Annotated in this window: 14 protein-coding genes; 3 read left to right on the forward strand and 11 right to left on the reverse strand. The window is 40.9% G+C overall.

Going from position 1 to position 13063, the window contains the following annotated elements:
* Positions 1-152 precede the first annotated feature (152 nt).
* Positions 153-1121, reverse strand: coding sequence for a Gfo/Idh/MocA family protein (locus HB912_RS07885; protein WP_185373565.1), 969 nt, complete (start codon positions 1119-1121; stop codon positions 153-155).
* A gap of 149 nt (positions 1122-1270) precedes the next feature.
* On the opposite strand from HB912_RS07885, the gene HB912_RS07890 reads away from it, so the two are divergent.
* Positions 1271-1849, forward strand: coding sequence for a PadR family transcriptional regulator (locus tag HB912_RS07890; protein ID WP_185373567.1), 579 nt, complete (start codon positions 1271-1273; stop codon positions 1847-1849).
* A gap of 68 nt (positions 1850-1917) precedes the next feature.
* Here the strand turns inward: HB912_RS07890 and HB912_RS07895 are convergent, their stop codons facing one another.
* Both HB912_RS07895 and HB912_RS07900 read right to left on the reverse strand, forming a co-directional pair.
* The gene (locus HB912_RS07895; RefSeq protein WP_185373569.1) at positions 1918-2334 is read right to left on the reverse strand and encodes a VOC family protein; all 417 of its coding nucleotides are present in this window, start codon (positions 2332-2334) and stop codon (positions 1918-1920) included.
* Between the two features lie 37 nt (positions 2335-2371).
* A complete protein-coding gene (locus HB912_RS07900) occupies positions 2372-2887 on the reverse strand; it encodes a GNAT family N-acetyltransferase (protein ID WP_185373571.1) in 516 nt (171 codons plus the stop codon).
* Positions 2888-3010: 123 nt separating this feature from the next.
* On the opposite strand from HB912_RS07900, the gene yidA reads away from it, so the two are divergent.
* Positions 3011-3823 (forward strand): sugar-phosphatase, encoded by an 813-nt coding sequence (gene yidA / locus HB912_RS07905; RefSeq protein ID WP_185373573.1) that lies wholly within the window; start codon positions 3011-3013, stop codon positions 3821-3823.
* Positions 3824-3857: 34 nt separating this feature from the next.
* Here yidA and HB912_RS07910 read toward each other — a convergent pair whose 3' ends face one another.
* Complete coding sequence (locus HB912_RS07910; protein ID WP_185373575.1) at positions 3858-4286, reverse strand: DUF805 domain-containing protein; 429 nt, start codon at positions 4284-4286, stop codon at positions 3858-3860.
* A 170-nt stretch (positions 4287-4456) separates the two neighbouring features.
* On the opposite strand from HB912_RS07910, the gene HB912_RS07915 reads away from it, so the two are divergent.
* The gene (locus HB912_RS07915; protein WP_185373577.1) at positions 4457-5893 is read left to right on the forward strand and encodes a glycoside hydrolase family 1 protein; all 1437 of its coding nucleotides are present in this window, start codon (positions 4457-4459) and stop codon (positions 5891-5893) included.
* 45 nt (positions 5894-5938) lie between these two features.
* On the opposite strand, the gene HB912_RS07920 is transcribed toward HB912_RS07915, so the two are convergent.
* The 7 genes from HB912_RS07920 to HB912_RS07950 form a co-directional block, all read right to left on the reverse strand.
* On the reverse strand, positions 5939-6304 hold the full coding sequence (locus HB912_RS07920) for a DUF1304 domain-containing protein (protein ID WP_185373579.1): 366 nt from the start codon (positions 6302-6304) through the stop codon (positions 5939-5941).
* Positions 6305-6323: 19 nt separating this feature from the next.
* Complete coding sequence (locus tag HB912_RS07925; RefSeq protein ID WP_185373580.1) at positions 6324-6953, reverse strand: nitroreductase family protein; 630 nt, start codon at positions 6951-6953, stop codon at positions 6324-6326.
* 123 nt (positions 6954-7076) lie between these two features.
* A complete protein-coding gene (locus HB912_RS07930; RefSeq protein ID WP_185373582.1) occupies positions 7077-8594 on the reverse strand; it encodes a flavocytochrome c in 1518 nt (505 codons plus the stop codon).
* 131 nt (positions 8595-8725) lie between these two features.
* On the reverse strand, positions 8726-10117 hold the full coding sequence (locus HB912_RS07935; protein WP_185373584.1) for a M24 family metallopeptidase: 1392 nt from the start codon (positions 10115-10117) through the stop codon (positions 8726-8728).
* Between the two features lie 178 nt (positions 10118-10295).
* The gene (locus HB912_RS07940; protein WP_185373586.1) at positions 10296-10895 is read right to left on the reverse strand and encodes a MarR family winged helix-turn-helix transcriptional regulator; all 600 of its coding nucleotides are present in this window, start codon (positions 10893-10895) and stop codon (positions 10296-10298) included.
* A 105-nt stretch (positions 10896-11000) separates the two neighbouring features.
* A complete protein-coding gene (locus HB912_RS07945; RefSeq protein ID WP_185373588.1) occupies positions 11001-11645 on the reverse strand; it encodes a histidine phosphatase family protein in 645 nt (214 codons plus the stop codon).
* 451 nt (positions 11646-12096) lie between these two features.
* Entirely contained in the window at positions 12097-13056 is a 960-nt protein-coding gene (locus HB912_RS07950; RefSeq protein ID WP_185373590.1) for a ring-cleaving dioxygenase, read from the reverse strand.
* Between the last annotated feature and the right edge of the window lie 7 nt (positions 13057-13063).

The following is a 13063-nucleotide window of genomic DNA, read 5'->3' on the forward strand; positions in this document are numbered from 1 at the left end:
GATAGTGTGCACATTCACAAAATTAGGTCTTTCGTTCCTAGAAACTATTTTGAAAAAAGCTTCTTTCGTCCCTTGCTTCAAAAAAAGCAAGAACAAAATCAAAAAAACCGATTACCAAAACAAACTTTGGCAACCGGTCTGTGACAGCTATTTTATTTTTCAAAAGGAAATTCAATTCCCCAATCGGAACGAACTTTCGTCATGATTTCAACGACATCTTCCGTTAACCCGCTAAGCGCATTCTCTCCTTTTTCAATACTTTTTTCCATATCGCGAATTTCGTATTGCAGAGCTGAAGCCGTATCCCCTGCTGTGATCTCCTCTGATTCGCCATTTGTAAACGTTACTGTTGCCCGGTCTGCACGAGGAAAATCCTCTACCGTTAAATAACCATTTTCATAAGCAACGATCCCACGTTTTGGCATTTTTGCTCGGAAAGTCAAGCTTACAACCGCCATCTCGTCCTTTTCGTTTCGAAGTAAAATGCCAGACTGCTCATCAACACCCGTCTCGTATCTTTTCATCGTTGAAAGCACCTCAGTGGGCTTTTCACTTAAGAAATAACGTGCAAACGAAAGCGCGTAAGTCCCAATATCAAGCAGTGCACCACCCGCAAGATCCATACTGAAAAAGCGATTACTTGGATCATTCGGCTTCGCACTTCCAAAGGATACTTGAATCATTTTCAATGCGCCAAGCTCTTTTTCCGCCGCGATTTCCTTCAGCTTCGCATAAAGCGGCATGTGGAAAATGGTCATAGCTTCCATAACCACAACCTTTTTTTCGCGAGAAACGCGGAGAACATCCTCGAGTTCACGGGAACTCACCGTAATCGCCTTCTCCACCAAAATATGCTTACCATTTTGTACAGCTTTCATCATAAACTCATAGTGATTCGAATGCGGAGTCGAGATATAAACCGCATCAATTTTGTCATCTGCAAAAAGCGCATCAAAATCATCATACACAATCCCAATGCCATATTCCTTAGCGAAAGCTTCGCCTTTTTCTTTATTTCTAGCCCCAACCGCATACACCTCGCGGCCTTCCTTTGCCATAGCTTCTGCAAATTGGTGAGCGATTCCGCCCGGTCCAACGATAGCCCATTTCAAATTACTCATAAGTGACACCCTTTCCTCTTGCCTTCTATGTTATTTATTATATGTTTTCTTGAAATCGTTGTCAAAAAGTATATACTTTTCTTATTGTTCGAATTCGCTTAAAAACAATGATATAGTAAAAGTAAAAATTCGAAGATGGGGGATTCAGTATGTCATTAAAACTTGTCATTTTAGGCGTTTTAGACCATCATAAAGTACACCCATATGATATTAAACGCTTTTTAAAACATTATAAATGGGACTATTTATTTCAAATCAGTGACGCAAAAATATATTATGCATTTGAATCACTTGAAAAAGGAGGATTTGTAAAAGTTTCTGAAGTGGTTGAAAACGAGAAGACCCCAACCAAAACGATCTACGCAATTACAGAAACGGGACGGGCGCAAATCGAAAAAGAACTAGAAAAAGTTTTTAAAAAAGATGTTCTTTCCTATAAAGTGATCTATCCAGCCCTTTTATTTTTCAATTACGCCAAAAAAGAAAAGTTGTTGCAGCTATTAGATACACGCTGTCAAAAGGTTAAAAAAGAGTTGACAAGAAGTATCGAACAAGCCGAGCAATCTAATGAAAATCCTAGTGAAAGTATTACGTCACTTATCATTCAAAATGCAATCAAGCATCTTACAATTGAAGTCGAATGGTTAATGGATTTACAGCATAAAATTCAAAAGGATGAATTACAACCTCAAGTTTCTTATGAAATCGAGCACTTTTTTTCAAATTAAAGCGAAAGAGCCAAAGAGATTCTTTTTTTAATAAAGAGATCTCTTTGGCTCTATGATTAGTCTTAATTTTAAACGGATAGTTCTGGATTCCAAACCACTTCCCACAAATGCCCATCCGGATCTTGAAAATAGCCTGAGTAGCCTCCCCAAAACGTGTCGTGAGGAGACTTAACGATTGTGCCACCAGCACTTTCCACTTCTTGCATCACCTGATCCACTTCAAGCTTGCTCGAAACATTGTGGCCAAGCGTCAGTTCTGCTGGATTCGGATTCTGCGCCTGAACGCCAGAATCATAAGCAATATCCTCACGTTTCCAAAGGGCGAGCTTCATTCCTGATTCCAAATCAAAAAACGCCACTGCCCCGTGCTCAAATTCTTGCCCGATGATTCCTTCCGTCGCGAATTTCAAACCGTCACGATAAAACGTCACCGCCCGCTCAAGGTCCGCTACCCCAAGCGTCAAAACTGTCACGCGTGCTTTCATAAAATCGTCTCCTTTCTACTTACAAGAAACTTTCAGATTAAGCCTTTTTAGTTTCACGTGTGAGAACTTCTACCTCGTTCTCGCGTCCACCGATTTGGATGGTCTTTTCCCCTTGGTGCTCATAACCAAGATGACGCCAAAATCCTGCCGCAGATTCATTCGATTTGAGTACGCCAACACGAAGTGAGTTTGCCCCACTATCTTGTGCCCATTCGCGGATGACTTCGTGGAGAACATGTCCCATTCCGCTATTTCGCGCTTCTGGTACAAGTAGCAAGAGCCCAATGATCCATTCGCCGGATTTTGGATAGTCAGCGACGACATCAATCAGTCCAATCGGCGCATTCGCTTCGTCTAAAATGGCCATCGTAAATTTATCATAGCGCGTCTTGCCTTCAGGGAGTTCCAAAATGACAGCCGCCGCATCTTCGCGCGTCGCCGCCCGCCCTGCTTCGAGTACATAGTAATCCTCGCATTTCTTGCATACCGCTTCTGCAAGATCAATGTCTGTTTCTTTATTCATTAAAAATTTCACGTGGTAGCTTTTCTTCATCGTTTCACTCTCTTCTTAAAGATTCTCTCCAACCCAGTTTGCCATATTTTCATCTAAGTTTCAATCCTCATCCCAACTGTGCTATACTGAACACGTATGAAATTTAGATGGAGGACGCATGAAATGATTAAATTAGTAGCAATTGATATCGACGGCACACTCTTAAATGACCATCATGAGGTTACACCAAAAGTGAATGAGGCAATCCAAAAGGCGAAAGCGCGCGGCGTGAAAGTGGTTCTTTGCACGGGACGTCCGCTTGTTGGCGTAGAACAATATCTATCCGAACTAAAACTTCGCGAAGAAGGCGATTATGTCATTAGTTTCAACGGGGCGCTTGTTCAAGACACTTTCAGTAAGGAGGTCGTTTCGCACCTTACGCTAACTAAGGGTGACTTGGTGGAAGTGGCAGATGCTGCTGAAAAAGCTGGTCTCCACATGCACTTTTTCGATGAATCTGCACTTTACACGCCAAACCGCTATATTGGCAAATATACGGTGGTTGAAGCCTACTTAACGAACAGCCAACTTATTTATGAAGAAATTGAACGTGTTCCAGATGACTTTAAGGTTTCGAAAGCGATGATGATTGATGAAGAAGAGACGCTTGAAGCGGGAATCAAAAAGTTACCTGCCGATTTTTATGATAAATATCACTTAGTGCGAAGTGCTCCTTTTTATCTCGAAGTGCTCAACCGAGATGCTAGTAAAGGAAACGCAGTACACCAACTAGCTGAACTTCTTCATATCAAACAAGATGAAGTGATGTGTATTGGTGACCATGAAAATGACACAACGATGCTTGAATATGCCGGAACAGCAGTTGCGATGGGCAATGCGATTCCTAAGTTAAAAGAGCTTGCAGATTTTGTAACGGCAAGCAATAATCAAGACGGGGTCGCTGTTGCCTTCGATAAATTCATTTTTGAAAAATAACCAAAAAGAACGTGCTAACTCGGCACGTTCTTTTTTAATACCCATATGGATCGGCATCAAAATCTGCATATTCACTTGGTAACAGTGTCAATACCAAAATAATGATAGAACCTACAAATGGAATAAACGTCAAAAAAATCAACCACGGACTTTTGCCAGTATCTCGAATGCGGCGAATCAACAAGCTAAGTGATGGAATCAAGATGGCAATCCCGTACAGCCAAAAAATGATGCCGATGGTTAGAAGTGGCCCTATGGCAGCTACACCTGATACTTCCGTTTCTCCCATCGATGCAGCAAAAGCAAGAAAAGTGGAAAGGCCAAAAATCAGAGCTAGTATGTAAAAAATAGCCGAAATCATGCCGTTCCATAAAACGGTATACCAGTATTCAGATCTTGATGCGCGCCCCGAAAAATTTGCATAATTTCGCCAAAACGATTTATAAGCTTCTACAAAACCCAAAAGTAAAATCCTCCCTTTTTTCAAATTTCCTCCTGATTATACACTAAAAGTCAGTAGCTATGTGTGACGAATTTGTGAATTATTACTTTCCATTCAGAATAAAAAAGGCTATACTTTAAAAGAGAGATGTTCAATTTTTTAGTAAAAATGTGAATGCAGGAGGGATAATTATGGAACACAAGACTCGCAAGCGTTTCCCGTCTAAATTTTTATGGGGTTCCGCATCAGCGGCTTATCAAATTGAAGGTGCATGGGACGAGGATGGTAAAGGGCCATCCGTATGGGACGAATATGTGCGCATTCCTGGCGCAACTTATAAAGGAACGACGGGAGATGTAGCGGTCGACCACTACCACCGCTACAAAGAAGACGTCAAACTTATGGCAGACATGGGGCTCAAAGCTTATCGTTTCTCGATTGCCTGGTCAAGGATTTTCCCACAAGGAAAAGGCGAAGTAAACGAAGCTGGACTGGCGTTTTACGATAACTTAATCGATGAACTACTGAAATATGATATCGAACCACTCGTAACGATTTATCACTGGGATATTCCCCAAGCTCTTTTTGATGAATATGGGGGTTGGGAATCCCGCGAAGTGATTGCCGACTTTACGCATTATGCGAAAACCTTATTTAAGCGATACGGGGACCGTGTGAAATACTGGGTGTCCTTGAATGAACAAAACATTTTTGTGGGGATGGGATACGGCCAAGCGCTGCACCCGCCGAAGGTTTCTGACATGAAGCGTATGTACGCTGTCAATCATATTGCCAATTTAGCAAACGCAAGCGTGATCGAAGCTTTTCATGAGCTCGTTCCAGATGGCAAAATCGGGCCAAGTTTTGCTTATACGCCGCATTATCCAATTGATACCGACCCAAAAAATGTCCAAGCAGCAGATGACGCAGAAGAATTGAACAGTTACTTCTGGATGGACGTCTACGCATACGGCCGCTATCCACGTGCTATCATGCACTACTTGGAAGAAAACGGTTTAGCACCTGAAATCAGGCCTGGCGATATGGAACTTTTGAAGCGGGCAAAACCTGATTTTATGGGCGTTAACTATTATCAATCAGCAACAGTTGCTTATAACCCGCTAGATGGTGTTGGAATGAGCAATGAAATCAACAATACCGGCAAGAAAGGAACCGCCAAGGAAACTGGCGTTGAAGGGCTTTATAAAAAGGTTGTCAATCCGTTTGTTGCAACGACAAATTGGGATTGGACGATCGATCCAAAGGGACTTCAAATTGCCCTTCGTCGGATCACAAGTCGCTATGATTTGCCTGTTTTAATTACCGAAAATGGACTTGGTGAATTTGATAAACTTGAAAATGGCGAAGTGAATGACGATTACCGGATTGATTATCTAGCAAGCCATGTGAGCGCCATCCGTGATGCTATCAGTGATGGCACCGAAGTAATCGGCTACTGCACATGGAGCTTCACAGATCTTCTCAGCTGGCTAAACGGCTATCAAAAACGCTATGGCTTTGTTTATGTCGATCGCGATGTTTCTGATGCTGATCCGATGACCCGAATTCCGAAGAAGAGTTATTATTGGTATAAAGACGTGATCGAAACAAATGGAGATACCCTTTAATAATCCAAAAACCGCAAGCTGCTAAACAAGCAACTTGCGGTTTTTTTAATGGAAAAGAAGCAAACTGATAAGTGCCAAAATGGCTGGACCACCCTGTTTGAACAAAATGGAAATGGAGCTTGTTAGGCTGCCATAAAGCGCTGCAACAATGACAAAGCAAATAAACAACGTGGCTATTTCAAAACTATTTTCCGATAAAAACACGGCATACAATAAGCCGATGCCAAACAGCCCATTGTAAACACCTTGATTTTTAAAAAGCGTTTGAACCATCTTATCTTTTGTAAAGTCTTGCGATACTTGAAAAGTCTTCGCTGTTTTTGCTGAAGCCGGCACTATCGTTTCTAGGTAAAAAATATAAAAGTGTTCTAATGCGACGATAACGCAAAGAATACTCGAAATAAGCGACATAGCTATTCCCCTTCTCCCGTTATTTCCACTCCGCAATTTTATCAACTGGTAAACGAACTGATTCAAATCCCGGTTCCTTCGTTTTACCAATGGACAAAATCATTACAGGAAGATAGCGTTCCTTGTCCAGTCCAAAAGCTTCAGCTAACTGGTCTTGCTCAAACCCACCAATTGGATTTGTATCGTAGCCATAAGAGCGTGCAACAAGCATCAACTGCATTGCGGCAAGACTCCCATCAATCGTCACAATTCGACCCATTTCTTGCTTGTTTAAACTCTCATAAAGCGGAATAATCGTTTCTAGCTGCTCATTTTTAATTTGCTCTGGCATTTTTCCCGCTTGAAAAGCCTGATTGTAAATTTCTTCCCCATAAGCGTAGCATTCTAAATCTCCAAAAATCAAAATCATCGCCGCGGAAGTATCATTTTGTCGTGTATTAAAACGGATTAATGGTCGAAGCTTTTTCTTTGCTTCATCACTTTCCACAACCACAAAACGCCAAGGCTGCATATTGACAGATGACGGCGCGAGCACCGTTTCTTCAAGGATTTGTTTCATTTCTTGCTTAGAAATTTTCACGTTTTCATCATAAACACGCACAGAGCGCCTTCCCGTTAAAATCTCTTCAAAATTATTATTTTCACGCATCATACACACTTCTTTCGTTCAAAATTGTTTTAAGTATACAAATAAATGACCAATCATTTCAACTAATATGCCTAAAGCAAAAACCCCTTCTTCTCGCAAGAAAAAGAGGTCTCCCTACTAAAATTAATTTTTCTCTACAAATTCAGCAGATTTCACACCCGCCTCACGACCAAAAATAATAATTTCCGCAACCGAGTTTCCACCAATTCGATTTTCTCCGTGCAAGCCACCAGTTACTTCTCCGGCTGCAAACAAACCAGGAATTGGTTTCCCGTCCTTATTAAGGACTTCTGTATTCGTATTGATTTTAACGCCACCCATTGTGTAGTGAATTCCCGGTCCAATTTTGATTGCATAAAATGGCGCTTTCGACAAATCATGGTCCATCCCCGTTGTCCGGTTAAATGCTGTATCCTTTTTGTCTTTCACTGCTTGGTTCCAAGTATCTACAGTAGCTTCGAGCGTGTCGCCTGACATATCAATTTCTTTTGCCAAAGCTTCAACCGAATCCGCTTTTTTCACAACGCCCATTTTTTCATATTGCTTGATTGCCTTCACGCGATCTTTCACACCTGCATCAAAAATTAAATACGCCGACTTATCTCCGAGCTTATTAATTGCTGCCGTTACATTATCACGTGTATCCATTTCATTTACAAAACGTTTCCCATCCTTATCAACAAGGATAGCCCCTTCTCCTCGAACGGCTTCACCAATCAAGTAAGATTTATCTTGTTGTACTGTCGGGTGCACTTGAATTTGATCCATATCAACCGTTGTGCCGCCCAGTTTTTCAATCATCTTGATCCCATCGCCGGTACTTCCTTCTTGGTTTGTTGTCACATAATTTTTAAGATCAGGTCGCGCTTTCTCGATCATTTCTTTGCTCGCACCAAATCCGCCAGTCGTCACAACAACCGCTGAACTGTGAACCGTTTTTTCTGTTGTATCATTAAAGCGTACTTTCACACCATCTGCTTGTCCATCTTTTTCCAAAATATCGACTACGTTGGCATTTACAAAAATAGGAATTTGTTCTTCCTTGACATTTTTAAGCAATCCATCCACTAAGTACTGTCCAACAGCCGATCCATCTTCTGGCCGATGCGTCCGTTTTTCATTCATGCCACCTGTAATCGTGATGTTATTTAAACGAATTCCTTTACTATCTAGCCAATCAATCGCACTCGCAGAATGATCTACAAAATAGCGGAGCATCGCCTTATCGTTTGTTCCATGTCCACCAGCAAGCGTTTCTTCATAAAAAAGATCATTGCTATCCTTAATTCCTTGCTCTTTTTGAAATTTCGTTTCAGATGCGTTCATTCCAGAAGACGCTTTAGAAGTGTTTCCCCCGGCAACAGGCATTTTTTCAAAAATCACTGGATTCATGCCTTTTTCCTTTGCTTCAAGAGCCGCCGTCATTCCTGCACCGCCAGCACCAACGATGACGATATCATATTTTTTCTTTAATTTACTAAGCTCTGTATAACTCGCCTCAGACGCACCTGAATTTGCTTCCGTCTTCTCAGATTTACTCTCCTTTTTCTCTTTGGCCTTGTCAGCGTTTGACCCGCAACCAGCAATAACTAGAATGACGGTCAAAATTAAACTAAGCGCAGCTAACCATTTCTTTTTCATGACTTTCCCTCCGTTTTTGTTTTTACCTTTTTTAGTATAACACGGTTGTTACCTTTTTCACATATAATTCTATATCATTTATTTTCTAATCAAACAAACCGGCTAAATTAACATAGCCGGTTTGCTTTGTGTTAGTTTTTCACTTGAAACGCTTGATCTTTAGCCAAGAAAAATGGCCGCATATAAGCTACAGTATTCGAAAGCGGAATAACATCTTGACTGAGTTCAATATTTAATTCATTTATTAAATAACTCTTCCTCGCAGAAATTCGGTCCCATAATGCTGGATATTCCATTTTGATTGCTTTTTGCAACTTTTCATCTGCCAACGCTACGCATTCTTCTGCACTTACTCCCGTGTAGCCTTTAATAGAAGGAATGATATCAATTTGAAAAATCATGCCACTTTTTAAGATTTGATTCGAGTCGCTATAAACGGGAGATGACATCCATTCTTCATCCGAAACTAGGTGTCCGGGATTTAAATGCCAGTGATAATCCTTTTTAGGAAAGACGTTTTCAACCAGTTGATATAATTCTCTTCCCTTCATCCCAATTTTAATTTCCTCTAACCAGCTTACTACCGCGCGAAAATACGGTTTTGCAACTCTATCCAAATAATCCTTTTGCTCACTCGGCAGTTGTTCCTCATTTTGAACAACAAAACCAGTTCGACTAGATAACCCCCCTTTATATCCTACCGTGAGGGATAATGGATCCGCCAAGTTAAGCGGCTTATGCGTTGGATAAATATTAGCCATTTCGAAACGCTTCCCTGTTGCAGCAATTGTCACAACCGAATGATTTTGCCCTTCCGCTGATAAAGCTTCCCCAAGTTCTGATTCTTTTTTTCCAATTTCAATGCGATTCATCGCATTTAACATACAACTGGAAGCCAAGTTCGCACCATATTCATAATGCGCTATTTCGTTTGCATTATTCACCGTACGTACCCCATTTTCACCAATCATAAGATACGTTGCATTACATACTTCCGCTTGATGAGAAGCCACATTCATGACTGCATGCACAATAAAATACGGGACATCAAACAACTTCCTCGAATCATTCACTTTACTAGTGAACATCTTCCAACCAACTATCCCAATTTTACCTTTTTGATGAAGCCCTTCCCTTTCAAAAATCGTTTCAAGAGCCCCATCATTATCCATAGGTTGATTCGGAAGCGAGAAAAGCGGGCTATGAACTAGCTCAACTGGTATACGCGAAAAAGGAGCCAACTTTAAATTTTCATTCCCTAAAATAGCCGTGCATTTTCCAGAGCTTTCCACAACTAATAAGCCTTCTTCAAAACGTGGAATAAAGCCCGTTAAATATTCGAAATTGCTACCATGTTCTTTATCTGCATAAATAACAAGTACATCAAAATTCTCTGCTTTCATTCGATCTAACAACTTGGTTTTTCGCATATTCATCGTATCATCCGTTAAAAACGTTGGCGCGATATTTGGAAAAATGGTTGGCTCTTGAACTTGCTTTAAACTAATTTCCTTTTTTTGCATGGTTTTCTCCTTATTTGGTCGATTATAAATTGCTTGATATAAAAAGATAGATAAAGCGCAAATAAATTCTACTTACACCTTATCTATACAATCATTATAAGCTATTTTCAGACAAAAAGCAGCGAAACAAAATAAACGATCTTGTTTCGCTGCTTTTTTAGCTTAGCATTTTATGAACTTATTCAAAATCTCTGTGAAAACCACCGAATCCAAAATGCCGATGTCTGCGATGCATGTTCTTCCATTCATGTAAATCCGCTTTAGAACGGTCCATTCCACCACCAAATCCGAACGGCATTTCTCGACTTGGACCATCAAATTCAGCAAAGTTTTTCATTTGTTCTTGATGTAATTCTTCAAGATGACCAGATACTTTATTGAGTAATTCCGCTAGCTTTTCCTTTTCCTCATCTGAAAGACAGTCAAATAGCTCTCCAGACTGCTGATCATTTTGGTTCATTTCTTCCGCACGCTCTTTGCCGCTTTCAGTGAGTTTCACATTCATCACACGACGATCCTCTGCAGATGGTTCACGTGTGATGAGCTCTTGTTTTTCAAGCTTCGAAAGCAATTCACCAAGCGACTGCGTTCTCATATCGAGCAAAAAGCCCAATTTTTTTTGTGTGATTTCAGGTTGCATTTTAAGAAGCGCAAGGACACGCCCTTGTCCCCGGTAAGGGTTTCCCATCGGACCAAATTGCTGCATCCGCATTCCTTGGTAGCGATGCATCATTTTATCGACCTTCAAAAACTGTTTCATCAAATCTTGATTTTCCATTATGATTCCTCCAATGAATTTAATAGAAAGGTACCTTACAAAAACATTATAAAGGTACCTGATTAAAATGTCAACAAAAAAAGAAAGGTACCTTTCGATACCTTTTTAAACCCGAACTGAATCCAAATGATCCGTGTTGTTTAAATCCAAAATGTTAAACTTACCCTCTTGGTACTCAACAACACTAATACTTGTGTTTAAAATCCGTGTTCCTTTCGTTCTATGGTCACTCATTTCACCACCAGAAAGTAAGTATAAAAGAAGCGTTAGCGCCATGCCATGTGAAACAACCAAGACATTTCCGCCCTTCTTCTCCTGCTCTATGATCTGTTCTACGCCTCGCAAAACGCGTTCTTCTAATTCATAAAACGTTTCTCCGCCATTTTCTCGCGCATCAAAAGTCGCCGGACTAGTAAGCATTTCCGTGCGAGACTCTTTGAAGCGCACATCGAGATCACTAATATATTCCCCTTCCCAAGAACCAAAACCCATTTCTCGAAAATCGTCCATTAACTGAACAGGAATCTTTCGTGAACCGATAATATATTTTGCCGTTTCTTGCGTCCGTTTACTTGGACTCACATAAGCATTTCTAAACTTGACATTCCGCAACGCCTCGCCTACAGCAATCGCGCCATTCTTCCCCTCAGTAACAAGCGGAGAATCGCCCCAGCCTTGCATCTGTCCAGATAAATTCCACTCCGTCTTACCATGTCTAACAAAATAAAACCTTAAACTTTGAGATGCCAACTAAAAATCCTCCTAGAAAAAAACATTTCGCTTCATTTTAGCATGCTTTTCTTTTATTTAAAAGAGGAGGTATAGCTTTGCACCCATTTATCTCCTTTTCAAAAGCGCCAAAATCTCTTTTTCCCAATTTGACGACAAAAAAACAGATGCTATAATACTCCCGTCGTCTACCTTTCTTGACGGAACTATAAAGAAAGGAGGCTATCATCAAAATGTCCACTTTCTTTTCAGAGCTTATTGCTCCACTTATTGCCGGATGCGGAATCGCTTGGTTCAAATATATGCTGGACAAAGAAAAACACAAATGAAAGCTAGGCGACAATGTCCAGCTAAATGAAACCCCCTCGCTGTTGCAGCAGCGAGGGGGTTTTCATTCTTTTCAAAATGTCCATTCTTTGTTCGTATTTTATCACTCCTACCTTCTTTCGTCAATCCTCAAAACCCACTTTCATTATAGGTCTGTATCAAGCGGCGAAAGGTGTTCCAATATTTCATCGCGGCGAGCTTCTAATTTTGGTGGGAGCTCTACAAAAGTCCCATGTTCCAACTCGAAATTCGTTCTAAAACCAGGTCCATCTGTCGCAAGCTCGATCAAAATCCCATTTGATTCGCGGAAGTAAAGCGAGTGGAAATAGTAACGATCTACAAAGCCTGAATTCGGATAATTAGCATCCGAAATCTTCTCGACCCATTCCATCATCTCTGAATCATCTGCCACCCGAAAAGCGACATGATGAATCCCCCCAGCGCCAAGATTATTTTCCTGAAGATCCGAGCGTTCTTCCAAATGGACCTCCGCCCCAGTTCCGCCTTCCCCCGTTTGGAAGACCGTTACAGTGTTCTGAGCATCTTGATAATCCCCCACTTTTTTAAAGCCCAGTATCTTTGTAAGCATTTGAGCTGTTCTTTCCTTTTTAAAAACAGATATTCTGACCGGACCAAGTCCCGTAATTGCATATTCAGTAGGAACAGGACTTTCATTCCAAGGATTCCCACCTTGAACGCCCTCATTCTTTTCATCCGAAACGAGAAAAATTAATAGTCCATCTGGATCTTTCAATCGCAATGTGTTCCGATTGAAACGCGTTTCAATCGGGCTATGGAAAACTTGGAATTCATCCAAGCGGTTTTTCCAAAATTGAAGGGCTTCATCGTTTGGAACGCGGAGACCCAGCGCAGAAATTTGATTCCGTCCTAACCGGTTCTTAACCATATCTGGTACTTCAAAAAAAGTCACCGTTGTTCCCGGATTCCCAATTTCATCCGCATAATATAAATGATAAGTGTAAGGATCATCCTGATTCACTGTTTTTTTCACCAAGCGAAGTCCTAATACCTTCGTATAAAAGTCAAAGTTATTCCGTGCATTTTCAGTAAAAATCGAAACGTGATGCAGTCCTTTTAATTCCATTTAAAAT

Origin of the sequence: Listeria aquatica (assembly GCF_014223975.1) — a bacterium.
GTDB classification, from domain to species: Bacteria; Bacillota; Bacilli; order Lactobacillales; family Listeriaceae; genus Listeria; species Listeria aquatica.